This window comes from Acidimicrobiales bacterium (assembly GCA_040219515.1).
Lineage (GTDB): Bacteria > Actinomycetota > Acidimicrobiia > Acidimicrobiales > Aldehydirespiratoraceae > JAJRXC01.
This window is the reverse complement of record JAVJSI010000009.1, coordinates 42,961-67,234: the sequence shown is the minus strand read 5'-3', so window position 1 is coordinate 67,234 and position 24,274 is coordinate 42,961. Positions and strand designations below refer to the sequence as shown.

21 protein-coding genes are annotated in these 24,274 nt (G+C 69.9%); 11 read left to right on the top strand and 10 right to left on the bottom strand.

Translation table 11 applies throughout. From position 1 onward, the window contains the following. On the bottom strand, positions 1 to 2,721 hold the full coding sequence (aceE, locus tag RIB98_06955; protein ID MEQ8840703.1) for a pyruvate dehydrogenase (acetyl-transferring), homodimeric type: 2,721 nt from the start codon (positions 2,719 to 2,721) through the stop codon (positions 1 to 3). A gap of 77 nt (positions 2,722 to 2,798) precedes the next feature. Here aceE and RIB98_06950 point away from each other — a divergent pair, with 77 nt between their 5' ends. Continuing rightward, positions 2,799 to 3,845 carry a ribonuclease H gene (locus tag RIB98_06950; GenBank protein ID MEQ8840702.1) on the top strand — a complete coding sequence of 349 codons (1,047 nt, stop codon included), beginning with the start codon at positions 2,799 to 2,801 and terminating at the stop codon, positions 3,843 to 3,845. Positions 3,846 to 3,919: 74 nt separating this feature from the next. Further along, complete coding sequence (locus RIB98_06945; protein MEQ8840701.1) at positions 3,920 to 4,204, top strand: DUF427 domain-containing protein; 285 nt, start codon at positions 3,920 to 3,922, stop codon at positions 4,202 to 4,204. Here RIB98_06945 and RIB98_06940 read toward each other — a convergent pair. Next, positions 4,194 to 5,090: a TIGR01777 family oxidoreductase gene (locus tag RIB98_06940; protein MEQ8840700.1), complete on the bottom strand. Its 897-nt coding sequence runs from the start codon at positions 5,088 to 5,090 to the stop codon at positions 4,194 to 4,196. The genes RIB98_06945 and RIB98_06940 overlap by 11 nt on opposite strands. A gap of 80 nt (positions 5,091 to 5,170) precedes the next feature. Here RIB98_06940 and RIB98_06935 point away from each other — a divergent pair, with 80 nt between their 5' ends. Then, complete coding sequence (locus tag RIB98_06935) at positions 5,171 to 5,419, top strand: LapA family protein (GenBank protein MEQ8840699.1); 249 nt, start codon at positions 5,171 to 5,173, stop codon at positions 5,417 to 5,419. Between the two features lie 23 nt (positions 5,420 to 5,442). Here the strand turns inward: RIB98_06935 and RIB98_06930 are convergent, their stop codons facing one another. Both RIB98_06930 and RIB98_06925 read right to left on the bottom strand, forming a co-directional pair. Next, entirely contained in the window at positions 5,443 to 6,213 is a 771-nt protein-coding gene (locus RIB98_06930; protein MEQ8840698.1) for a hypothetical protein, read from the bottom strand. Positions 6,214 to 6,286: 73 nt separating this feature from the next. After that, a complete protein-coding gene (locus RIB98_06925) occupies positions 6,287 to 8,503 on the bottom strand; it encodes a DUF4012 domain-containing protein (protein ID MEQ8840697.1) in 2,217 nt (738 codons plus the stop codon). 160 nt (positions 8,504 to 8,663) lie between these two features. On the opposite strand from RIB98_06925, the gene RIB98_06920 reads away from it, so the two are divergent. Both RIB98_06920 and RIB98_06915 read left to right on the top strand, forming a co-directional pair. Then, a complete protein-coding gene (locus RIB98_06920) occupies positions 8,664 to 10,520 on the top strand; it encodes a nucleoside-diphosphate sugar epimerase/dehydratase (GenBank protein MEQ8840696.1) in 1,857 nt (618 codons plus the stop codon). Between the two features lie 5 nt (positions 10,521 to 10,525). Further along, positions 10,526 to 11,230, top strand: coding sequence for a hypothetical protein (locus RIB98_06915; protein ID MEQ8840695.1), 705 nt, complete (start codon positions 10,526 to 10,528; stop codon positions 11,228 to 11,230). Here RIB98_06915 and RIB98_06910 read toward each other — a convergent pair. Genes RIB98_06910 through RIB98_06900 form a run of 3 tightly spaced genes read right to left on the bottom strand, consistent with a single transcriptional unit; the run spans position 11,146 to position 13,293 of the window. Continuing rightward, positions 11,146 to 11,763: a NeuD/PglB/VioB family sugar acetyltransferase gene (locus RIB98_06910; protein ID MEQ8840694.1), complete on the bottom strand. Its 618-nt coding sequence runs from the start codon at positions 11,761 to 11,763 to the stop codon at positions 11,146 to 11,148. The two genes, RIB98_06915 and RIB98_06910, sit on opposite strands and share 85 nt — an antisense overlap. Beyond that, positions 11,760 to 12,377, bottom strand: coding sequence for a sugar transferase (locus RIB98_06905; protein MEQ8840693.1), 618 nt, complete (start codon positions 12,375 to 12,377; stop codon positions 11,760 to 11,762). The genes RIB98_06910 and RIB98_06905 overlap by 4 nt, the downstream gene beginning before the upstream one ends. Continuing rightward, entirely contained in the window at positions 12,367 to 13,293 is a 927-nt protein-coding gene (locus RIB98_06900) for an NAD-dependent epimerase/dehydratase family protein (protein ID MEQ8840692.1), read from the bottom strand. Before RIB98_06900 ends, RIB98_06905 begins: the two co-directional genes overlap by 11 nt. A 142-nt stretch (positions 13,294 to 13,435) precedes the next feature. On the opposite strand from RIB98_06900, the gene RIB98_06895 reads away from it, so the two are divergent. Further along, positions 13,436 to 14,608 (top strand): glycosyltransferase, encoded by a 1,173-nt coding sequence (locus RIB98_06895; GenBank protein MEQ8840691.1) that lies wholly within the window; start codon positions 13,436 to 13,438, stop codon positions 14,606 to 14,608. Positions 14,609 to 14,617: 9 nt separating this feature from the next. On the opposite strand, the gene RIB98_06890 is transcribed toward RIB98_06895, so the two are convergent. Beyond that, positions 14,618 to 15,574, bottom strand: a complete 957-nt coding sequence (locus tag RIB98_06890; protein MEQ8840690.1) for a GNAT family N-acetyltransferase — start codon at positions 15,572 to 15,574, stop codon at positions 14,618 to 14,620. A 79-nt stretch (positions 15,575 to 15,653) separates the two neighbouring features. Between RIB98_06890 and RIB98_06885 the strand changes: the two genes are divergently transcribed. Beyond that, complete coding sequence (locus RIB98_06885) at positions 15,654 to 16,457, top strand: polysaccharide deacetylase family protein (protein ID MEQ8840689.1); 804 nt, start codon at positions 15,654 to 15,656, stop codon at positions 16,455 to 16,457. Further along, complete coding sequence (locus RIB98_06880) at positions 16,454 to 17,623, top strand: glycosyltransferase family 4 protein (protein MEQ8840688.1); 1,170 nt, start codon at positions 16,454 to 16,456, stop codon at positions 17,621 to 17,623. Before RIB98_06885 ends, RIB98_06880 begins: the two co-directional genes overlap by 4 nt. Here the strand turns inward: RIB98_06880 and RIB98_06875 are convergent. Beyond that, a complete protein-coding gene (locus tag RIB98_06875) occupies positions 17,572 to 18,714 on the bottom strand; it encodes a glycosyltransferase (protein MEQ8840687.1) in 1,143 nt (380 codons plus the stop codon). The genes RIB98_06880 and RIB98_06875 overlap by 52 nt on opposite strands. Further along, complete coding sequence (locus RIB98_06870) at positions 18,711 to 19,802, bottom strand: aminotransferase class I/II-fold pyridoxal phosphate-dependent enzyme (GenBank protein MEQ8840686.1); 1,092 nt, start codon at positions 19,800 to 19,802, stop codon at positions 18,711 to 18,713. The genes RIB98_06875 and RIB98_06870 overlap by 4 nt, the downstream gene beginning before the upstream one ends. Positions 19,803 to 19,958: 156 nt before the next feature. Here RIB98_06870 and RIB98_06865 point away from each other — a divergent pair, with 156 nt between their 5' ends. From RIB98_06865 to RIB98_06855, 3 genes are read left to right on the top strand one after another with little or no spacing between them, the layout of a single operon-like run. Further along, positions 19,959 to 21,683, top strand: a complete 1,725-nt coding sequence (locus RIB98_06865; GenBank protein MEQ8840685.1) for a division plane positioning ATPase MipZ — start codon at positions 19,959 to 19,961, stop codon at positions 21,681 to 21,683. Between the two features lie 5 nt (positions 21,684 to 21,688). Continuing rightward, complete coding sequence (locus RIB98_06860; protein ID MEQ8840684.1) at positions 21,689 to 23,092, top strand: hypothetical protein; 1,404 nt, start codon at positions 21,689 to 21,691, stop codon at positions 23,090 to 23,092. Beyond that, positions 23,089 to 24,273, top strand: coding sequence for a PqqD family peptide modification chaperone (locus RIB98_06855; protein ID MEQ8840683.1), 1,185 nt, complete (start codon positions 23,089 to 23,091; stop codon positions 24,271 to 24,273). The genes RIB98_06860 and RIB98_06855 overlap by 4 nt, the downstream gene beginning before the upstream one ends. Position 24,274: the final 1 nt, after the last annotated feature.

The window sequence follows — 24,274 nt, the reverse complement described above, 5'->3', positions numbered from 1 at the left end:
TCAGCTGCCGGTGTCGGGGTGAGCCGGGTCGGGCCGGTAGGGATCGATGCCGTAGGTGCGGATCGCCGCGCTGACCTCCGCGGCGGGGACCTGGCCGTCCTCGGCCAACGCGGCGAGAACGGTGACGACCACCGAGAACGCGTCGACCTCGAAGAAGCTCCGCAGCGCTTCGCGGGTGTCGGACCGGCCGAACCCGTCGGTGCCGAGCACCCGCATCGGGCGGGGGGTCCACCGACTGACCTGGCCGGGGACGAGGCCCATCCAGTCGGAGACGGCGACGATCGGACCTTCGCTGGTGCGGAGCTTGCTGGTGATCATGGGCACGTCGGGAGTGCCTTCGGGCTGGAGACGGTTGCGCCGCTCGACGTCGAGCGCGTTGGCCCGCAGGCGCTTGTAGGAGGTGACGCTCCACAGCTCGGCCGAGACGTCGTGATACTCGGCGAGGATGGCCTGGGCTTCGCGGGCGGCCAGGTTGGCCGGACCGGAGAAGAGGATCGTCGCCCGCTTGGACGGGCCGTCGGGGCCCTCGGCCCACTTGTAGAGACCGCTCGTGATGTCGCGATCGTCGACATGGTCGGGACGAGGCGGTTGCTCGTAGTTCTCGTTGTAGATCGCGAGGTAGTAGAAGACGTCCTCGCCATCGACCGCGCTGCCGTCGGGGTACATGCGGTGCAGGCCGTCGCGCACGATGGTGGAGAGTTCGTAGGCGAAGGCCGGGTCGTAGGCCTCACACGAGGGGACCGTGGAGGCGAGCAGCATGCTGTGGCCGTCCTGGTGTTGCAGGCCCTCGCCCAGCAGCGTCGTGCGTCCCGCGGTGGCACCCATGAGGAACCCGCGCGTGCGCGCGTCGGCCGCAGCCCAGATCGAGTCGCCGACCCGCTGGAATCCGAACATCGAATAGAACGTGTAGAAGGGCACCATCGGAATGCCGTTGTTGGCATACGCAGTGCCGGCCGCGATCCACGAGGCCGTGGAACCGCACTCGGTGATGCCCTCTTCGAGGATCTGGCCGTCCTCGCTCTCGGTGTAGGAGAGCAACAGATCGTGGTCGACGGGTTCGTAGAGCTGGCCGGTGGGGGCGTAGATCCCGAATTCGCGGAAGAGCGAGTCCATACCGAAGGTGCGGGCCTCGTCGGGCACGATCGGGACGACGCGATCACCGAAGGCTTCGTCGCGCAGGAGGTCGCGCAGCAGCGAGGTGAACGCCATCGTGGTCGACACGGCTCGTCCGGCCGAGCCCTTCATGAGATCGAGGAAGGGCGACTCGCCGGGGAGTTTCAGCGGTCGGCGGTCGCGGATGATGCGAGACGGGAGCGGGCCGTCGAGGGCCCGCCGACGTTCCATGAGGTAGGCACGCTCCGGGGAGTCGGGCGAGGGCCGGAAGTAGGGCGGAACGCCGTCCTCGAGCGCGTCCTCGGCGATCTCGTCCTCCATGTGGAGGCGTTCGCGCAACTCGAGCAGCTGCTTCTTGGTCATCTTCTTGATCTGGTGCGTGGCGTTGCGACCCTCGAAGCCTTCGCCCAGTGTCCAACCCTTGATGGTCTTCGCGAGGATGACGGTGGGCTGGTCGGTTGTCTCCGCGGCCGCCTTGAAGGCGGCGTAGACCTTCTGGTAGTCGTGGCCGCCGCGCGGCAGGGCACGGATCTCGTCGTCGCTGAGGTGTTCGACGAGCTTGCGCAGACGCGGGTCGGGGCCGAAGAAGTGCTCGCGGATGTAGGCACCGTCCTCGACCGCGTAGCGCTGGTACGCGCCGTCGATCGTCTCGCCCATCTTGTTGAGCAGCACGCCGTCGACGTCGCGGTGGAGGAGTTCGTCCCACCGGGAACCCCAGACGACCTTGATGACGTTCCAGCCGGCACCCCGGAAGACGCCTTCGAGCTCCTGGATGATCTTGCCGTTGCCGCGCACGGGTCCGTCGAGCCGCTGGAGGTTGCAGTTGATGATCCACTTGAGGTTGCCGAGCTGGGCGCGGCCGGCGAGCGAGATGGCGCCGAGCGTCTCGGGCTCGTCGCACTCACCGTCGCCGAGGAAGCTCCACACGTTGCTCTTCGACGTGTCGTCGAGCCGACGCTGGTGCAGGTACTTGTTGAATCGGGCCTGGTAGATGGAGTTGATCGGGCCGAGCCCCATCGAGACCGTGGGGTACTCCCAGAACTCGGGCATGAGTCGCGGGTGGGGATAGCTCGAGAGACCGTCGCCGCCGACTTCCATGCGGAACCGGTCGAGTTGGGACTCGTTCAGGCGGCCCTCGAGGAAGGCCCGGGCGTAGATCCCCGGTGCGGCGTGACCCTGGAAGTAGACGTGGTCGCCGGCCAGCCCGTCCTCCTTGCCCTTGAAGAAGTGGTTGAAGCCGACCTCGTAGAGCGAGGCACTCGACGCGTAGGTCGACAGATGACCACCGATGCCATCAGCGGTCTTGTTGGCGCGGATGACCATCGCCGCCGCGTTCCACCGGATGAAGGCCCGAATACGGCGCTCGACGTGTTCGTCGCCGGGGAAGAACGGCTGCTCCTCGGCCGGGATCGTGTTGATGTAGGGCGTGCTCGTGGTGGGCGGCACCCCGAGCTGGAGTTCGTTGGCTCGTTGGAGCAACCGGGCGACGATGTAGCGGGCCCGGGCCTGCCCCTGGGCCCCGTGCACGGCGTCGAGGGAGTCGATCCACTCCTTGGTCTCTGCGGGATCGATGTCGGGGAGTTGGCGACTGAAGTGGTCTGCGGCCATGCCCCAATCATCGCAGCCCCACAGCCGATGTGGTGCCGGGGCGCGGACTTTCGCGATCAGCGTGGCAGGCTCGGGCGGTGATCGAGGTGTACACGGACGGTGCGTGCAAGGGGAATCCCGGACCGGGCGGATGGGGCTGGGTGGTACCCGACGGCCCGTGGGCGAATGGCGCAGAGGCGGACTCCACCAACCAGCGCATGGAGTTGATGGCGGTGCTCGACGCCCTCCGAAACCTTTCCGGGCGGGTCGAGGTGGTGTCCGACTCGACCTATGTCGTCAACTGCTTCCGCGACGGGTGGTGGGAGGGTTGGATGAAGCGAGGCTGGAAGAACTCGAAGAAGGAGCCGGTGGCCAACCGGGACCTCTGGGAACCGCTCGTCGACCTCTACCGCTCACGCGACGACGAGCTGACGTTTCGGTGGGTCAAAGGACACGCCGGCAACGAGTGGAACGACGTGGCCGACCGGCTGGCGGTCGAAGCGGCCGAGACCCAACGATCCCGCTCCGGCACGGGCCGACCCGACGAGTTCGGTCCGGCCGACGACATCGGTGGGACCGTGATCGGTGGGACCGCGGCGGCGCCGTCGACCCCGGATGCGGAGGGCCGTTTCGGTTCGACATGGCGCCCCGCGGGCCGGTCGATGGTGGTCCTCGGTCTTCAGCCCCCGGGTCTCGGCGGGTACGACGAGAACGAGACGGCGGCCGACGTGCGCCGGCGGCTCGCCGAGATCATCGAGGCGAAACAGCGTCTCGATCCCGACCTGGTCGTGCTCACCGGTCTGCGACTCGGGGCCGAGACACTCGGCGCCGAAGCGGCGACGGCCGCCGGCGTGCCCTACGTAGCCGTGTTGCCCTACCCCGACGCCGACGCGAAGTGGCCAGCGGAATCGAGGCGCCGATTCGCCGAGCTGATCGAGGCCGCGGCGGCGGTGGTGCTGCTCGAGCGCAAGGCACCTGACACGACGTCTCGGGCCGGACAGGCCATGGACCGTCGCAACGGCTGGTTCCGCACGGTCGCCGACGAGGCGCTGATCGTGTGGGACGGCACCGAGCGACGGGTCGGCGAGATGGTCACGCGCTTCGAGCAGGAGATGCCCGATGACGTGTGGGTGATCGGGCCCTGAGGGAATGCGCCCCCGTCGTCGGGTGTTGCAACCGCCACACCCGACGACAGCCACACCCGACGACAGAGGACTCCATGGCAACCGCAACCTTCAATGGCACCGTGATCGCCCAGAGCGACGACATCGAGATCGTGGAGGGCAACGCCTACTTCCCGATCGACGCACTCGACCGACAGTTCGTGATCGAGTCCGACCACACCACGCACTGCCCGTGGAAGGGTGATGCCGCCTATTGGGACCTCGTGGTCGACGATGAGCGGGCCACGAACGCCGCCTGGTACTACCCGGAGCCGAAGTCCGGCGCAGAAGCGGTGGCCGGTCGGGTCGCGTTCTATCCGGTCGTGACCGTCAGTCGGTGAGCGCGGCACGCAGCGCGCTCTCGAGGTCGGGGTGCTCGAACTGGTAGCCCCGTTCGAGCAGCACGGTGGGCGCCACGCGTTGGCTGGCGTAGAGCAACTCCTCGGTGAGTTCGCGTCCGAGCTTCAGCCACAGCGCCGGTTTGGGCGTCGGTAACAATGTCGGTCGATGCAGCACGCGTCCGAGCGTGTCGGTGAATTCGCCGTTGGTGACCGGCGCGGGGCCGGTGAGGTTGACCGGCCCGGACACGTCGCTGGTCAGTAGCCACGTGAGCGCGCCCACCATGTCGTCGATGGCGATCCAACTCCACCACTGTTCACCGTCACCGATGCGGCCGCCGACGCCGAGCTTGAAGAACGGCAGGAGTGGTGCGAGCGCGCCGCCGTCACCGGACAACACGATCCCGGTGCGGATGTGCACCACCCGGGACGAGGATGCGGCAGCGGCCGTTGCCTTCTCCCACTCCACGGTCACATGGGCGAGGAACCCGTCGCCACCGGCGCTCGCTTCGGTCAGGAGTTCGTCGCCACGATCGCCGTAGAACCCGATGGCCGAACCGGAGAGGAAGACAGCGGGCGGGTTGTCGGCCGCAGCGATCGTCTCGGCCAACAGGGTCGTGCCGTCGACGCGACTGTTCAGGATCCGGGCCTTCTGATCGTCGGTCCAGCGTCGTTCGGCGATGCCCTCGCCGGCCAGGTGGACGACGGCGTCGATGTCGGTCAGCGCATCGTCGTCGATCGTTCCGGCGGCAGGGTCCCAGCGCACACTCGGGCGGTCGTCGGGAGGCGCGGAACGCACGAGGCGAACCGGTTCGTGACCGTCGGCCGCCAGCCGGGTGACGAGGGCCTCGCCGATCAGACCAGTGGAACCGCTCACGAGAACACGCATGCCGCCAGCATCTCACGGTTCGTCTACGCTCGGGGTTCGGCAGTCGATAACGCAGTCGAGACTGGAAGAAGGAAGGCCAGATGTCCGACGATCCCGTGGTCGAAGAGAACAGCGAGTCGACGGGGCTCGTCACGGTCATCGGTGCGGCCGCGATCGCCATTGCGCTGATCGCCTTCATCGGGCAGAACCGAACCGACACCGAGGTGTCGTGGCTCTTCCTCGACGGCACCTGGCCGCTGTGGTTGGTGATCGTGATCGCTGCGGTGCTCGGCGCCGTCCTCAGCGAGGTGCTCGGCTGGCTGATCCGTCGGCGTCGTCGGTCGGGCTGAGCCCGGAGCCGACTCGGGTCGAATCAGGCCGACTCGGAAGGGACTGCGTGCTCGCGGCGACGCACGGTGAGGAGCACCAGGATCGCGCCCATCGCGACGAGCGTGACCGCCAGCTGCGCCGCCTGTTCGACGAAACTCGCGCCGGTCACGGCGAGGGCCGGCGTCAAGTCGGATCCGGTCCCGCTGCCACCGCCGGTGGGTTCGCCGCCGGTGATGATGCCGTCGCCGTTCCCGCCGTCTTCGCCGTCTCCGCCGGTGCCGTCGCCACCGCCATTGTCGCCGTTTCCGCCGGTGCCGTCGCCACCGCCGTTGTCGCCGCCACCCGTGCCGCTCCCGCCGGGAGTGGTGCTGGTCGTGGTCGTGACCTCGCCGATGGTGCCGCCCGGACACTCCCCGTCGACCGGGTCGTCGCCGCCGCGGCAGACCGCGCGCAGGGTCGAGGTGGCCGAATCACCGTTGCAGGTGGCCCGGACCACATAGTCCTGGCCGGGCACGACGGCCTCGGGGAGCGGCACCGTGGTCCCGCCGAACGAGCTGTCGTCATTGGCGATCGTGGTGTCGGCGATGCCGGGGAGACCATCGATCGTGATGGTCACCGTGCTTCCGGCCGGACAGCTGGAGCCGAAGTAGGCGAAGTCCTCGCCGATCTCGACGCGAATGGGATCGACGACCACGCTGACGCCGCCGCCGTACTGGGCGGCAGCGGGCGCGACGCTCCACATGAGAGCAGCAACGAAGAGGACGACGGCGGGCAGCCATCGAGGCGTTGCCTGGGCGCGGAGGTGGTGCGTCATGGAATCATCCCCGCAATCGGCCGCTCCCGGGCGCGAGTTGAGTGTTCGCTGCCGAATAGCGCCGGTCGGCCCATCACCGATCGATCGGATCGGCTTCGCCCCCCGGTCGCAACACGGTGTCGACGTCGAGGTCCAGCGATGGTGGGAGATCGAGGGGAGTGCCGTCGACGGTGACGGCGATGGTGACGGCGTCGTCGTTCACGAGCGGCTGTTGCGGAAGGCTCAACGAGTAGGACGAGGGGTCGAGGGTGCCGCCCACCTCGATCGTCAGGGTCCGTGTTCCCCCGGCCGGGACCTCGATGAGCACGGTGAGCGCGTCGTGACCGAACGCGATGTCGCGTTCGACGGTTGTCTCCTCGCCGTCGAGTCGGGCGGCGCGGAAGTCGAGGGCGGTGTGCACCGCCAGCCGAGCGACGTTGGTGCCGAGGGGATACCCCTGGTCGTTGCTGGCGATGATGGCCGCGGGGAGCGTGAGGTCGTCGAGATCGTTGTGGAGGGTGACGGTGATGGTGCCTGTCGCCTCGGTGCCGACGATGTCGAGGCGGTAGTCGAGCGCACGACGGAGATGGGTGTCGAGCTTGTTCTGGCCCGCGTTCTGGTGCACGAGCGCCACCATGTCCGACGTCGGGATCGGGAACTCGCCGTCGAGTCCGGTGAGCTCGAAGAGTTCGTCGGCGTCGCCGCCCCGCCACCAGAATCCGATGCGGTCCTGGTCGATGACCGGCCCGAACCCATCGGCGATGGTCGTGGGACCGGGGAGCGCGCCGCTGGTGAACGAGGAGAAGGCGCCGTTGATCAGCTGCGCGAGGGCGCTCACCCGCCCCACCTCGTCGTCGGCGTAGCGCAGGTACTGGTCCTCGAGGAGGAAGGGGACGACGCGGTCGCCGGTGAGGGTGAGATCGTCCACCTCGACGGGACCGACCAGCCGCAGGAGGGCGCCGATGGCGAACGGGTCGACCACGATGACACCGTCGATCCGCTCGTCGGTCGCCTGCTCGAAGAGGTCGGCGGCGACGGCGGCGACCATCGGGAGGTCCGGGGACAAGGTGACGTCCTGGAAGAACTCGTTCGGGGAGTAGCGGCTCCAGCGCTCGACGTATTGGGCCGGCCCCGTCAACTCGACGTTGCGCTCCCTGAGGAGCGTGTTGATGTCCTCGTTGCGGCCGGAGGCGACCATCGACAGGGCGCCGTCGTCGGCTTCGATCAGTACCCAGTTCCCGAGGAGACCACCGAGGCCGCGCGCTTCGGCGGGAGTCGTGACGCCGACCAGCCAGTGCACCGGTTCGTCGGCCCCCATCAACTCGGGGATCGTTCTCACCGCGACCGATGCCGTGTGGGCCGACGGTCGGGTGTCGGCGAGTTCGGTGAGGAGGTCGTCCATGCGCTCGTCGAGCGGCGTGGCCAGCCAGGGGCTACGGGCGTCGTCGACGCGATCGATGGCGCGGTCGACCGCTCGCTCGGTGCGCGCGAGCACCGGTTGGAGGCGCTCGACGACCCGCAGGTCGAGACGTCCGCCGATCAGGCGGACATCGCTCGGGTCGACCGACCTCGCCGCGTCGGCGGCGGTGGAGGTGAGGGCGACCCCTTCGGCGGTGACCACCTGTACGGCCCGGGCGTGCTGTCCGACCACCGGCACGAGTCGCGCAGGGAGGGTCCAGAACCCGCTGACCTTCGAACGGGCCGATTCGAAGCGGTCGCGAGCGTGCTCGAAGGCGGTCGCCGACCCTTCCTGCTCGGTGTCGGCGGCGAGATCGAACCCCTGATTCGCCGCGTCGATGCCGTCGGTGACGTCGGTGGTCGCCAGGAGTGAGGAGACGCCGAACAGACCGGTCGCCAACACGGCAGCCGCGGCCCAGGTCGACAGGCCGACGGTGACCGGCCGCCGCCAATGGGTCGGCATGCCGCGCAGCCCGGAGGCGAGGATCGGCGCGGCCGCCAGCGCGGCGAGGAGAAAGGTCGACCCCAGGAACGGGCCGCTGCCGAGGTCGCCCAGGACGAATGCGAGCAGCGCACCGACGATCGCGCCCAGGCTGCGGCGGCGCCCCTGGCGAGCTGCCCAGACGGCGACCACGACGGCGGCGATCGCCACGACGCGTCCGAGGCTCGTCGGGGTGAACCAGAGCGCCAGGACCCCGCTGATCAGCCACGAGACCCGACGCGCCCGTCCGCCGGCGAACGCGAGCGCGGCGCCTGCGGCGCCCACATAGGCCGCATCGACGAGGGTGATTCCCGTGGGCGCGGCCCCGCCCAACACCGCGGCCACGGCACCGACGGCGGCCAGAACGACCACGGCCAGTCGCTCGTCGCGACCCGTCCGACGGACTCTGGAGGAGCGAGGGGAGCTCGCGTCGATGGCTCCTCCTCGGGGGGTCCGCCGCGTACTCACAACCGTACAAATTCTGCCGATACACGGGGTGGACGGCACGTGTCCGACAGGAGGGACCACATCGATGGCGATCAACGCGAAGCCCGGGAAGGCGGGGCATCGACCGCACGTATCCGGCGTGGCTCTTGCGTTCGTGGATTCGCTGGCGTGGGTCATCGGAGTTCTCGCCGCCATGGCACTGCGGTTCGATCTCACCGGCGCCTCCTGGCAGCGGTGGGAACCACTCACCGCGATCGCGATCGCGGTGACGGCGATGCTCGGTGCCGGTGCCCTGGCCGGTCTGTACCGCGGCCGCTGGCGACGCGGCAGCCTCGATGAGGGCCTCGCTCTCGCCCGTGCAGTGATGGTCGGTTGCGCGGTGCTCCTCGTGGTGAACAACGTCGTGCTGTCGGCCCGGGTGGTGCCCACCAGCGTCGTTCTCGCCGCCGCACCCGCCGCGTTCTGCGCGGCCGGCGCGGCCCGCTTTCTCGAACGTCTCGTCCTGCTGCGCCGCAGCCGCGGATCGGCGACCGGTGCCACGCCGGTGCTCGTCTTCGGCGCCGGCGACGGCGGCGTGCAGGTCATCAACTCGATGCTTTCGGACCCGGAGGGCCGCTACGCGCCGGTCGGCTTCATCGACGACGACCCGGCCAAGCGCAACCTGCGGGTACGCGGCGTCCCCGTGCTCGGCGATCGCGACCGACTCGGCTCGATCGCGGCATCGACCGGGGCCGAGATGCTGGTGGTCGCGGCGCCCTCGATCACGTCGGACAGCCTTCGTGATCTCTCGACCCGCGCGCTGGCGGCCGATCTCGGGCTGCGCATCGTGCCCCGCGTGACCGAGTTGATCGACGGACGCGTCGGCGCCGACGACATGCGTCCGGTCACCGAGGCGGATCTCCTCGGCCGCCACCAGATCGACACCGACATCGACGCGATCGCCGGCTACATCACCGGGCGTCGCGTGCTGGTCACCGGTGCCGGTGGGTCCATCGGCTCCGAGCTCTGTCGTCAACTCCACCGCTTCGGACCCGGGGCGCTGATCATGCTCGATCGCGACGAGTCGGCGCTGCACGCCGTGCAGATGGCCATCGAGGGCCGAGCCCTGCTCGACAACGAACGGCTGGTCGTGGCCGACATCCGCGACGCCGAGCGGATGAAGGACGTGTTCCTGCATCACCGGCCCGATGTGGTGTTCCACACCGCAGCGCTGAAGCATCTCCCGCTCCTCGAACTCCACCCCGCCGAAGCGGTCAAGACGAACGTGCGGGGCACGCTCAACGTGCTCGAGGCCGCGTCGGTGTCGGGCGTGGACCGCTTCGTCAACATCTCGACCGACAAGGCCGCCGATCCGACCAGCGTGCTCGGTTACACCAAGCGGATCGCCGAGCAGTTGACGTCGTGGTACGCCGCCCGCGAGGACGGGGTCTATCTCTCGGTGCGGTTCGGCAACGTGCTCGGGTCCCGTGGTTCCGTGCTCGGTGCCTTCGAACGTCAGGTTGCCGAGGGCGGGCCGATCACGGTCACCCACCCGGACGTGACCCGCTACTTCATGACGGTCACCGAGGCCGTGCAGCTCGTCGTGCAGGCGGGTGCGGTCGGCCTGGACGGCGAGGCACTCGTCCTCGACATGGGTGAACCGGTCAAGATCGTCGACGTCGCCCGTCGTCTGGTGGCCCAGGCGGACCGCCCCATCGACATCGTGTTCACCGGCCTGCGTCCGGGAGAGAAGCTCCACGAGGTCCTGCTCGGCCAGGCCGAACGTGATGATCGGCACGCACATCCGTTGATCTCGCACTGCCGGGTTCCCGCCCAGGCGCCGTCGGAGATCGACTGCCTCGACGAGCGCGACATCGACCGTCTCCGGGCGCAGATGGTCGGTCTCTGCCAGGTCGGTTCGGCGCGAGGGGCCGTGCAGCCCGAGCAGTCGCTGACGACCTGAGCGCGATGTCGAACCTGAGCGCGATGTCGAACGCGCTGCTCGTCGTGCCGGAGGGCCCGCTCCATCCGTCGTTGGCCGTCGCCGGCATCGTGGTGGGCGTCTCGGCTGCAGTGGTCGCCGGCCCCGGTCTGCGACGGTGGCTCCTGTTCGTCGTGGGTGCCGCCGCGGTGCTGATCTCGGCCACCGCGGACCGCGCCCCCCACCTCGCGTTCACCGATCACGCCGACCGCGCCCACGTGCTGGCGACGTCGGTCGCGATCCTGGTGGCGGCGGCGCTGGCGCGGATGCCACGATCGACCGCCACGCTGGTCGCGCTGGCCGGCTGTGCCGGTGTCTGGGCCATCGTGCCGGACACCGAGGTGCCACTGCTCGGCGGCGCCGTGCTGCTGGGCGCCGGTGTCATCGGCGCGATCCCGGGCTGGCTACCCGACCGCCGCTCCGTCCTGCACTCGTCGCTCCTCCTGCTCCCGCTGGCGGGTGCGTCGTGGGGATCGATCGGGCGGCCCTCCCGTTTCACCCCGGCCATCGCGGTGGGCGCGGTGACGGTGATGTTGGCACTGGCGGTGCGGGCTCTCGCCCGGACTGCGCGTCGTTCTCGAGGACGGAGTTCGCGGCGCGCGCGTGCTCAGCGAGCGGGGACGCCCATGACCGTCGACCCCGCCGCGACGTCGTCGACGACGACCGCTCCTGCACCCACCACTGCGTTCTGACCGATCGTTCGACCGGGCAACACGATCGCCCCGGTACCAAGGAACGCCCCGTCACCGACCCGCACGGCGCCGTTGAGTTTCACGCCGGGGGACAGGCTCACGAAGTCACCGATCCAGCAGTCGTGGCTCACGACGACGCCGCAGTTCAGGTGGGAATGGAACCCGACGCGGACGTTGGTCGTACAGATCGCACCCGGATGGACCATGACGCCGTCGTCGAGGTCGACGTCGTCGCCGATCCACGCCGACGGGTCGACGAGCGGGATCGCCGGCGCGGCATCGCCGATGCGGGTTGCGATGGTCCGGCGAACCGCGGGATCGCCGACGGCGATCACGTGCTCGTCGCCCGAGTCGATCAGCACGTGTGTCGTGCCGAGCACCAGTTCGCCGTCGATCAGGCCCAGGTCGATCTCGCCGTCGTCGACGACGCCGATGACATGCCAGCGGTCTCGCACACGATTGACGTGGCGCGCGATGGCAACGGCCTCGCGGCCGTGCCCCCCGGCGCCCACGATCACGAGCCGATCACTCATGCCGCACCTGCTTCGACCGGGGCAGCGATCGGATCGTCGACCGCCGTTGCTCCCGTTCCCTCGCCGCCGACCATGACCGAGATCGTCCGGAGGAGGATCGCAGCGTCGGTGCGGATCGATTGGGTGTCGACATACGTGAGGTCGTACTCGATGCGTTCGGCCCACGACAGATCGTTGCGGCCGTTGACCTGGGCCAGGCCGGTCAGGCCCGGCCGCACGGCGAGGCGGCCCCGCTGTCGATCGGTCCACCGCTCGACCTGATAGGCCAGGGTCGGCCGGGGGCCGACGATGCTCATCTCGCCGCGGGCCACGTTGATCAACTGGGGAAGTTCGTCGAGGGAGATCCGGCGGAGCACCCGCCCGACGGCGGTGATGCGATCGTCGGACGGAATGATCGGATTGTCCCCGTCGAGCATGGTGCGGAACTTCCAGACCACGAAGGGATTCCCGTTCATCCCCACCCGTTCCTGGAGGAAGAAGACGGGGCCACGGGAGGTCAGCCGGACGGCAACGGCACAGAGCGCACCGAGAAGCAACACCGGAACCGCGACCACCACCAGGATCGCGAGATCGGCCAGCCGCTTCCCGGCGTACGGGCCGGACTCAGATGACATCTCGCATCCAGTCGACCGTCGACTTCAAGCCGATCTCGAGCGGCACCGGGGTGATGTCGGGGAACAGTTCGCGGACGCGCCGGTCGTCGGCCTGCGAGTGGGGGACATCGCCGGCGCGTACCGGGCCGTGCTCGACCCGGATCTCCCCGTCGATGAGGTCGCCGATCATCCCGATCACGGTCAGGAGATCGGTACGCGTGCCGAACGCGAGGTTCACCGGGAGGTCGCTCGTGACCCGTCGGTTCACCGCATCGACGATGACGGCGCTGAGGGTGTCGATGAACGTGAAGTCGCGGCTCTGGGTGCCGTCGCCGTTGACCGGCAGGGGCTCGCCCCGCAGGGCGGCATCGACGAAGGCCGGGATGACTGCGGCGTACGCGTGGCCTGCGGCCTGCAGCGGCCCGAAGACGTTGAAGAATCGGAATGCGAGGGTCGGCAGGTCGTAGCTGTGCCCGTAGGCGATGGTGTAGGACTCGGTGGCCAGCTTGCTGGCGGCATACGGACTGACCGGGCGACACGCCAGGCCCTCGTGCTTCGGCAGCTCGGAATTGGCGCCGTAGACCGACGACGATCCGGCGCACATCACGTGGCGCAGACCGTCACGGCGGGCGGCTTCGAGCACGTTCACCGTGCCGGTGGCATTGGAGAGGTGGCTGGCGACCGGGTCGACGATGGACCGGGGCACGGAGGGCCGTGCCGCGAGGTGGACGACGGCATCGGCCGGCCCCACCACGGCATCGAGGGCTCGATCGTCGAGGATCGTCCCCACCACGAGCTCGGTGTCGGTGCCGTCGAGGTTGCCGGAATAGCCGGTCGACAGGTCGTCGAACGCCGTGACCGAGTGGCCGGCGAGTTCCAGAGAGCGACAGAGGTTGGCGCCGATGAATCCGGCGCCGCCGGTGACCAGCACGTGCATGGGTTCCCCTTCCGAGAGGTCCGTCCTCCTCTCATCGGTCGCCGGGCGCCCTGTTTGAGGGACCGGTGTTCGAGGGACCGGTGTTCGAGGGACGCGCAGCACTTCGGCTCATCCACGACCGTGAGGCGCCGATGGAGAGGCGATGACCTCGCCCCTCTCGCATTCGCCGCGGCCGGGCGACGACGACGGCTCGGCCGCCGTCGCACGGCGGATGCTCTTCGTGTCGTCGGTGATCAGCGGCGGCTCGGGACGCAGCCAGCGTGAGCTGGCCGTCGCGATGCAGGCCGAGGGCCGTCAGGTGCGGTTCCTCGTCGATGCCGGCGACACGGCGGCACCCCGTCGACGGCTGTTGTCGGAGTTCACCGATGCCACCGCCCGGTTCGACGGCCGCGCCATCGGCCGGCCCGTCGACGGGGTTCGGCGTCGACTCGGGGCGCGAACGACGTGGCGCGAGATCGATGGGCTCCGCCACGAGACCACCATCGCGCCGGAGAACGCCTTCGAGGCTTCGGTGCGGCGCTGGCGGCCGGACGTCGTGGTCGTCTCGAGCATCTCCCGCACGACGTGGCGTCGGATTCGGGCCGTCTGTCGGCAACGGGGCATTCCGACCGCCCTCCACCTCCGGGAGGCCAACGCGATCGGCCACCTGACCGCCGGCCTCTTCCCCGATCTGCTCCTGGCGAACTCCGGCACGCTGGTCGACGACGCCGCCCGCCTCGGGCTCCATGCCGAGATGGTGCCTTCGGTCGTGCAGGTTCAGCCGATGGCACAACTCCCGTCGCGCGAAGTGCTGCTGCTCGTCAACCCGCTGGCCAGCCACGGTGTCCGCGTGATCGGCCCGCTCGCGGCGGCCCGCCCGGACATCCCGATCGTCCTCCAGGAATCCTGGTCACTCGACGGTGCGGATCGACAAGAGGTCGAACGCCTCGTCCGGCAACACCCGAACGTGGTGTTTCGCGCGTTCGACCCGCGCCCCGAAGCGCTCTTTCGCGACGCCCGGATCCTGTTGGCGCCGCATCTGGTCGACAATCGACCGCGGACCGTGCTGGAGGCCCAGGCCAACGGCCTGCCCGTCGTCGCCAGCGCGCTCCCCGGTCTCGTCGAAGCGGTCGGCGAGGGCGGGGTTCTCGTCCCCGAGGATGCCGGGCCGGAACAGTGGGTCCGCGCCGTCGGTTCGATCTGGGACGACGAGCCGCGATGGATGAACCTGTCGGATCGGGCGCGTATGCACGCCGGTCGCGTCGAGGTTCGGCCCGAGGTGGTGGCCGCGGCCTTCGCCGCGCTCGTCGACGAGCTGGTCGACGAACGCCGATGACTCGTCCGCTCAGAAGAGTTCGATGTCGCCCAACGAGAACCGGAAACGGTCCCGGTCGGGTCCCGCGGCGGCGAGATCGCGCACGGTGAGTCGCGGCCCCAGTCTGGGCAGCGTCGGCAGCCACGGTGCGGGGTGTGGGGTCGCGGCGAGGGTGAGAAGGTGGTCGGCCGGCAATTGGCGGCGGACCGCGCGCAACAGGTGCCGGGTCGATGCGGCATCCGGGCTGAAGATCTCGGCGAGCACCGCTTCGAGGGCCGGTCCACGGCGGCGCAGTCGAACCACAGCGGCGGCAGCGTCGGTGCGGAGCACTCGATAGTGCAGCGGCTCGAAGCCGTATCGCCAGAGCAGATGGTCCCGCGAGCGAACGGTGGTCAGCGCGGGGGGACGAGGTGTCGCCCGTTCGAGGGCGACCAGGTCGTCGATCGCCTGCTCGACGGGCGTCCCGGCCGGGCACGGCTCAGACCATTTCCGGGCCGCCGTGCGGGCCCGGGCGAGGCGGGGGAGCGATCGGGGTCCGGCCACCGCGACGCGGGTGGGGATCCGACCCACGTCGCGCCAGCCCATGCGGAGGTAGCCGGGCCGACTGTTGTCGTTGGGGGTGTTGAAGACGAAGGCGACGCCTTCGGACGTGAGGTCGTCGACGGCTTCGGTCGTCAGCGCCCGGAAGATGCCCCGTCGTTCGTGGTCGGGGTGGGTCGCGGTGTCGACCGCGCGCGCCGCAGGCCGGAGTTCGCCCGCCTCGTCGTGGAAGGTCCACCGCAACATCGTGCGAAACCCGACGGCGGCGCCGTCGTCGATCGCGAGCCACATCGGCGACGCACCGGCCGGATTCTCCAGGTGCTTCCAGCGAAAGAACGCCTCGTGGGGTTCGCCCGGAGTCCAGCCGAGCGCGGCCGTGGCCACCTCGATCGCGGCCGGGATGTCGTCGATGGTGGCCCGACGCACGGTCGGGGGCGGACGGTTCACGGCGCGAGGCTATCCGGCCTGTTCTCGGGGGTGAGGGCCGCAAACCTCCACGGGAGCCGCATCGTGCCGATGGGGGTCGGTGGGACTGCTCCCGTCTGTCGTGAAGCTCGCCGCCGGTGCGGTCGACGTCGTCCGTCGCCCGACCGCGGGTCTGGTCGTGTTGATCTATCACCGCGTCGGTGCGCGGACACCGGTTCGCGTCGATCTCCCCACGCCCACGTTCGATGCGCAGATGGAAATGCTGGCCCAGCAGGGCAGTGTCATCGCGCTCGACGACGCAGTCGAACGGTTGGCCGCCGGTGACGACCTTCGCGGCCGGGTCGTCGTCACCTTCGACGACGGCACCGACGACGTCGTCGACGAGGCGCTGCCGGTGCTGGCTCGGCACGGAATCCCGGCGACGCTCTACGTCGCCACGGCCCATGTGGAGGATCGCCTCGGTTTTCCCGATGACGGGCGCCCGGCGACCTGGTCGGGCCTGCGCGAGTGTCTCGACAGCGGCCTGATGACGATCGGCTCGCACACCCACTGCCACGTGCTGCTCGATCGTCTCGATGCTGATCGGGTGGCCGAGGATCTGGATCGCTCGATCCAGCTGATCGAGGAACGGCTCGGCGTGACCCCGCGCCACTTCGCCTACCCCAAGGCCCTCCGCCCGTCAGCGGCAGCGGAGCACGAGGTGCGATCCCGATTCCTTTCCGCCGCGCTCGCCGGGACCCGCGCGAACCCGGTCGGTACCGATGTGCACCGTCTCGCCCGGACCCCGGTCCAGACCACCGACGGGCCACGCTGGTTCGATCGCAAGCTCGCCGGCGGAATGGCGTTCGAGGACGACATGCGGCGGTTCGTCAACCGCCGCCGCTACGCCGGAGCATCGGCATGAACCCACCACGACTCGTTCACCTGACCACCACGGACATGAGTCTGGACTGGCTCCTGCGGCCCCAGCTCGAAGCGTTCGCCGCGGCCGGGTACGAGGTGTTCGCGATGTCGGCGCCGGGCCCCCACGTCCCGGCCTTGGAGGCCGGCGGCATCCGTCACATCGCAGTGCCGTCGCTCACCCGGGCGATGTCGCCCGCCCGCGATCTCCGGGCGCTCGTCGAACTCGGTCGTGAGTTCCGGCGCCTCGCCCCCGACATCGTGCACACGCACAATCCGAAGCCGGGGCTGCTCGGCCGTGTCGCGGCGCGTGCAGCTGGCGTGCCGGTGATCGTCAACACGACCCACGGCCTGTACGCGCTGCCGGAGGATCGCTGGCGAAAGCGCGCGGTGGTGTACGGCCTCGAGCGGATCGCGTCGGCCTGCGCCGATGCGGAGCTCCTCCAGAATCCCGAGGATCTTCCCGTGATGCGCCGGCTCGGTGTGCCCCACTCGAAGTTGACCGTCCTGGGAAACGGTGTCGACCTCCGACGTTTCTCCCCGGCGGCCGCCGACCCCGCTGCCCGCGCCCGTATCCGGGCGGCGCTCGGCATCGACGACGAGACCGTCGTGGTCGGTGCGGTGGGACGGTTGGTCTGGGAGAAGGGCTACGCCGCCCTCTTCGCCGCGGCCCGGGCGATGGCCGGCGAGAACTGTCGGTTCGTCGTGGTCGGACCCGACGAACCCGACAAAGCGGGATCGATCACCGCGGCCGACCGGGCTGCGGCCGAGGCGGACGGGGTGACATTCCTCGGTCGCCGAGAGGACATGGTCGATCTCTACTCGGCCTTCGACATCTACGTGCTGGCCTCCCACCGGGAGGGCTTCCCCCGATCGGCGATGGAGGCCGCGGCGATGGAGTTGCCGGTCGTGGCCACCGACATCCGTGGCTGCCGACAGGTGGTCGCCGACGGCGTGACCGGGCGACTCTTCCCGGTGGGCGACCCGGCCGCGCTCGTCGCCGCCCTTCGGCCGCTGGTGCTCGACCCCGACCATCGGCGGGCCACCGGACACGCGGCGCGGGCACGAGCGATCGAGCATTTCGACGATCGCGACGTGATCGCAACGACGCTGCGGACCTACGAGTGGCTGCTGGCCCGGACGGTCTCGCCGGCCATGGCCCCGGCGTAGACCGCCTCGATCTCGGCGATCGATCGACGCAGCGCGAAGCGTTCCGACTCGACGGTCGCTCGACGGGCGAGTTCGGCCCGGCGGGCCGCATCGGTGGCGAGGGCGAGATGACCGGCGGCGAGGGCCGCAGCATCGCCGACCGCCGCCACGATGCCGGCGCCGCCCACGGCAGCGGGGACACCACCGGCGGCCGTGGCGACCACGGGGAGGCCGAGGGCGAGCGCTTCCATCACGGCGACCGGCAGCCCTTCGTGGGCCGAGGACAGGGTGAAGAGGTCGCCGCCGCTGAGCACCCGGGTGGCGTCGTCGCGGTAGCCGAGGGCGGTGAACCGGTCGCCGATGCCCGCGTGCAGGATCCAGTCGTCGACGTCGCGGGCCAGTGGTCCCTGTCCGACGAGGACGTAGCGCAGACGCGGCTCGCGCTCGAGGGCGATGGCGGCCGCGTCGACGAGCACGTCGAGCGACTTCTCCTTGCGGAGATTTGCCACGCAGACGACCACGACATCAGTCGCGTCGAAACCGAGTTCCCGGCGGACCGATTCGCGATCGGCCGACTCTCTGGTCGCGTCGAGGTCGATGCCGTGCACGATCACCTCGACACGTGATGGGTCGATGCCCTGGATCGTCGCCTTCACGTCGTCGCTGACCGCGATGGTGGCGTCCTGGAACCGGATCGTGGCGCGATTGGCGAATCGGGTCAGACGGTGATGGCGGGGCCAGCGGTTGTGCTCGGTGCTCACCACCTTCGGGCGTCGTGAAGAGGGGATCGTGCGCACGAGCACCCGGGCCACGGCGGCGAGCGCGGGGGAATGGACATGGAGTACGTCGACCGGGTCACCGGTGAGTTGGGAGCGCAGGCTTGCGATCCAGCCCGGCCGGGCCGCCGTCGGCGCGTCGAGGCAGCGGTGGGCGACGCCGGCGGCATCGAGCAGGGGGACGAGGTGCTGCTTCTCGGGCACCAGGAACGTGACGTCGTGGTGGACCGGGCCACCGGCGGTCACCTGGGCGACCACGAGTCGCTCGGCCCCGCCGGGCCCCAGTCCCTTGAGAAGATGGCGTACCCGCAGGCGCGTCGGGTCGGGCCGGCTCACGCCAGCGCGCCCACGGCCGCATCGACGACCCGCTGGAGGTCGTCGTCGGTCATGGAGGACCCGCTCGGAAGGCAGACGCCCCGGGCGAACGCGTCGTCGGCCACGGCCCCGCCGAACATGCGGTGCTCGGCGAACACCGGCTGGCGATGCATCGGTTTCCAGGCGGGACGCGCCTCGGCATCGACCTCGTCGAGGGCGTCGATCAACGCCGCCGGCGAGCTCCGGGCATTGTCGGCCAGCACGACGATCGTGAGCCAGTGGTTGACCGTGCCCCGCGCGTCGATCGGGTTGAAGCCGACGCCGTCGAGCGGTCCGAGGGCGTCCTCGTAGACGGCGCGGATCTCGGCCGTGCGGGCGAGTATTCCTGGGAGGCGCCGGACCTGTCCGCGTCCGATCGCCGCCAGCACGTTGCTGAGGCGGTAGTTGTAGCCGATCTCACGGTGCTCGTAGTGGGGCACCGGTTCGCGGGCCTGGGTGGAGAGGTGGCGAATGCGCTCGACGACGGCGGGGTCGCGGGCGATCGCCATGCCGCCGCCGCCGGTGGTCATCAGCTTGTTGCCGTTGAAGGAGAACACCCCGACGTCGCCGAACGAACCCGCGCTCGCTCCCTCCCAGGTGGCCCCGACGGCCTCGGCCGCATCCTCGACGAGTGGCACGCCGTGCCGGGCGCACGCGGCGGCGATCGGCGCATGGTCCGCGCACTGGCCGTAGAGATCGACGGTGACGACGGCGCCGACCCGACGGCCCTCGGCCGCAGCGACATCGAGGGCTTCGGCGATCAGCGACGGGTCGGCATTCCATGTCGATGGTTCGCTGTCGACGAACCAGGGTTCGGCGCCGACATAGGCGACGGCATTCGCGCTCGCCGCGAACGTGAAGGACGGCACGATGACGACGTCGCCGGGCCGAACGCCGCAGACGAGGAGCGCGAGGTGCAGGCCGGCGGTGCCGCTGGAGAGGGCGACCCCGGGCGCCACTCCGAGCGCGTCGGCGAACTCCGACTCGAACGCCGTGAGGTCGGGACCGACCGGCGCAACCCAGTTCGCGTCGAATGCCCCCAGGAGCAGCTCGCGTTCGATCGCACTCATGTCGGGTGGTGACAGATGTATTCGGCCCATTGGGTCCTTCGGCTCATGTCGACGTATGTGGTGCCGACAGGCAGAGCGTCGCACAGGCACACGCTGATCTGGCGTCTTCGGAGGGAGATGTCGGACCAGCCCGAGGGGTGGGCGAGAACCACGATCATGGAACCCCAACATCTGATTCGAACCATTCGGCGCCGCTGGCGACCGATCGTGCTGCTCGCCGTCATCGGCGCGTCGCTCGGTGCCGCCAGCGCCGCGGTCGCGCAGGACGCGGCTCCGGAGTCGGTGGCGAAGGTCTACTACGACGCGTGCCACACGCTTCTGGTCGACCGACCGCCGGACATCTACGAGACCCTGGACGTGAGCAACCTGGCGCAGCTGGCGCAGCGATTGACGCAGGGCGAGATCCCCGCCGCGGTCGCGACGTCGCTCGGTCGAGATGTCGACCAGTTGCAGACCCAGGTCCGGGTCGACGTCCGCAACGACATCCAGAGCATGTCGGTCTGTGGTGTCGGCGAGACTGCGGCCGAGGCCGAGGCAACGGCCGACGAGTACGCGCTCCAGCTCCTGAGCTTCCTCGGGGCGGAGTCGCAGAGCTACCACGATGACCGGATGGCGATCGCCCGAGGCCAGGTTGCACAGGCACAGGCCTGCCGGGACGAGGCCTCGCTCGCGCTGCTCCTGAAGCAGGAGTCCGAACCCGAGAACACCCGCGACGAGGAAGTGGCCGTCGAACTGTGCGAGCGCCAGTTGGGGCCCGCCCAGTCACGCCTGAGCGACTTCGAAGCCGCCGGTGTCCCGGTCGTCCCGCTCGAGACGCTCGAACCGGCGTCCGCCGTAGAGATCTCCGAGCGCAGCTATGACGCCCGGGTTCGTCAGGGCGCGGCCGGGGCCAACGTCGACATCGGCATCGGCGACGTCGTCGGCGCAGCCCCGAGCATGTCGAGTTCGTCATCGGCGGCCCCCGCCATCCCCGACGGTCCCGGCGCTCGCGGTCTGGCCGGCGCGCTGTTCGGTGCCGCGCTGGGCTTCGGCTATGTGATGTTCGCCGAGCGCCTCGACTCGAAGCTGCGCAGCAAGTTCGACGTCGAAGCGACGCTCGACCTTCCGGTCCTCGCCGAGATCCCCCCGCTGAGTCGCAAGGATCGCAAGTCGACCAGGATCCTCACGCTCGAGGAACCACGATCGAGGACCGCCGAGTCGTTCCGCGCGCTGCGCTCGGCGATCGAGTACGCCCGTCGGGTCGACGTGGAGAGGAGCGGCGACCAACAGGGCGCCCATGTCATCCTCGTCACCTCGGCCGGGCCGTCGGAAGGCAAGACGACGACCGTCGCCAACCTCGCCACCGTCCTCGCCGAGGGCGACCGTCGAGTCCTCACCATCAATTGTGACTTCCGTCGACCCCGCCTGCACCGCTACCTGGGTGGCACGGCGACCCCGAAACGCTTCAACGTGACCGACGTGCCGGGTGTGCAACTCGTCACCCAGGTCACCGCGAACGACGGTGACGCGACGCCGAGCGACGTCATCAACGCCCAGCGCCGGCTCATACTCGGCGCGCGGGACCGATTCGACGTGATCCTCCTGGACACGGCGCCGATCCTGACCACGAACGACGCCGCGGACCTGCTCGGGGTCTCGGACCACGTCGTGCTCGTCGTGAATGCGGCCGAGACGAATGCGGACTCGGCGGCTCGGGCCTCCGAGCTGCTCGAACGGCGCGGACGGGCGCCGCTGGGCGTCGCTCTGGTCGGTGCCCGCGACGTGCCCAACGCCTCGGACTACTACTACGACGACGACGATCCCTATCTCGAGCCGAGCGGTCGGCGGCGCCGTTCGACGATCGAGGAACTGGTCGACCCTGAGGTCGCACCGAGCCGGTGAGTGACATGGCCGGAACCCCTCCGCCGACAGTCGCCCCTCAGACAGTCGCCCCTCAGACACATGCCATCCCGAGGCCGAGCGAGCGTCGGATCGTTCGCCCCACGCGTCGTCTGGCCTGGACGGCGCCGGCCGGTTGGGCCCTCTGTGGCATCGCCCTGCTCGCCTATGCGCTGGCACCGGCCGTGGGGCGATCCTCGATCCTCGGCACGGCGGTCGCCGCGTTGGCGGTCCTCGTCTCCTGGCCGGTCTTCAGCCGCCTCGGTTCCAAATTCCCGGAGGTGGAGATCGCCGGCCTGCTGCGCGTCTCCTTGGGTCTCAAGCTGCTGGCCACCCTGCCGAGATTCGAGGGCCGCGAGGACAGTGTCGACTACTTCCGTGCCGGTGCGGAGCTCGCCAACAGTTTCCGCCGGCTGGATTTCACGGTGGACACCGGCCGATCGATTCCGGGAACGGGATCGGTGCGCTATCTCACCGGCCTGGTCGAGGTGCTGACGCTCGAGGACGAGTTCGCCACGTTCGTGGTGTTCTCGCTGTTCGGGTTCATCGGGCTGGTGCTGTTCCTCCTGGCCTGTCGTGCGGCGCTCCCCGCCGTCGACCCGGTCCGCTACGCCCTCCTGCTCATGCTCTGGCCGTCACTCGTCTACTGGCCGTCGAGCATCGGCAAGGAGTCCGTGGTGTTGCTCGGCCTCGGCATGGTGGCGCTCGGCGGCGCCCGCCTGCTCGAGGGAGGCCTGCGGGGGCTGGCGCTCGCTGCGCCCGGGCTGCTCGTGGTCGGTCTGGTACGACCGCACGTCGCCCTCATCGCGGTGACGGCGATGGTGGTCGCGGTCATCACCCGCGCGCCGGGACGCGGCGCCGCCGGGGTGGTCGCCCGGGTGGGCATCGTCGCGGCCTTGGTCATCGGCGGGTCCGTGGCCGCCGATTCGGTCGAGGCCCTCTCCGACACCGACGGGCTCAACCCGACCGGGCTGTCCGCCGCGCTCGACCTCGTCAACGCCCGGTCGTCGCAGGGCGGCTCGCACTTCGAGGCCGCGCGCATCGACGGTCTCAGCGAGTACCCGTGGGGTTTCGTGACGGTGATCTTCCGGCCGTTTCCCCACGAGGCGTCGAGCGCGCCGATGTTGTTGACCTCGCTCGAGGGGATGCTGCTCGCAGGGCTGCTCATCACCGCGATCCCGAGGGTCATGGCCGCGGTCCGGTCGATTCGCGACGAGGCCTACGTGGCCTACGCCCTCTCGTTCACGATCGTCTTCGTCTACCTGTTCTCCGCGATGGGAAACTTCGGCATCATCGCCCGGCAACGGGTGATGACGCTGCCGCTCATCCTGGTGATCGTCGCCCTGCCGACGGCGAAGGATCGCATTCGGCAACGGCGGGTGGCGGCGCACGAATCGGAGGCTCGATCGTGAGACACACCGCGACGGTCGCCCCCCGGCCGAATCGCCTCGTGGTCGAGGCGCCGCTCGGCGCCGAGTTGGCGCTGTTCCACCTGGATTCTCGCCGGCTGCACATCCTCAATGGTTCGGCGGCCGCGATCTGGCGGCGTCTCGGCGAGGCCGAGACGATCGGTGATCTCGCGGTCGGTCTCGGTGACGAGTTCGGCGTGTCCCCGGCCGACATCCGCCTCGACGTGGAACGCACCGTCGAACAACTCCGCGCCGACGGGCTTCTCCAGGCCGACGAGCGGGGAAATCTCCCCGCGACGCCGCCGCGTCGGCGGGACCGTGATCACTCGGGCGACGTGTCGGGACTCGCGTGCTTCGCCGCGCTGGACGCCCGATTGGGGATCGTGTGCCCGGACGCCGAGATCGCGTCGGCGATCGAGGATGCGCTCGCCCCGTTGCGCTGCGATCGCTCGCCGGATGTCGTGCTCGTCATCGAGCCGGGACCGGGCGACACCTGGACGCTGACCGTCGGGACGGGGTCACCGGCCACGCTCGGGTCGCGGCTCTCGGTCGTGTTGCGGGCACTGGCCGAGGTCAACGCCCTCGCTGTGGCGTCGGTTCCCGATCATCTCGTGTTGCATGCCGGCGCGGTCGCACACGACGGTCGGGGAGTGCTGCTCCCCGGCGGTTCCAACCACGGGAAGTCCACATTGACCACGGCGCTGCTCGGGGCCGGCTTCGGTTACCTCACCGATGAAGCGGCCGCGATCACGGACCAGCTCCGCATCCGGCCGTTCCCCAAGTCGATCGCGCTGGATCCCGGATCGTTCCCGCTGTTCCCGGATCTCGCGCCGGACCCGCAGGACGGAGTCGCCCGGGCCCTCGCTGGTCGCGAGTGGCATGTGGATCCGGCCCGAGTCGGCGAACTCTGCGGGCCGGTGCCGATCTCCGCCGTCGTCTGCCCGCAGTGGCGGGCGGGTGCGGCCACCCGGGTCACCCCCGTCGCGCCGGTCGAGGCGCTGCACCTGCTGTTGGGTGATGCCTTCGACTTCCGAGTGGGAGGTCAGGGGGTGTTCCAACGACTCGTCGAGATCGTCGCCCACGTGCCGGTGGTCCGCCTCGGCTACAGCGACACCGCCGAGGCGGTGGCCGCGGTCGGCGACACGCTGGCGGCGACCATGGTCGGGTCCGCCGTCACCATCTGAG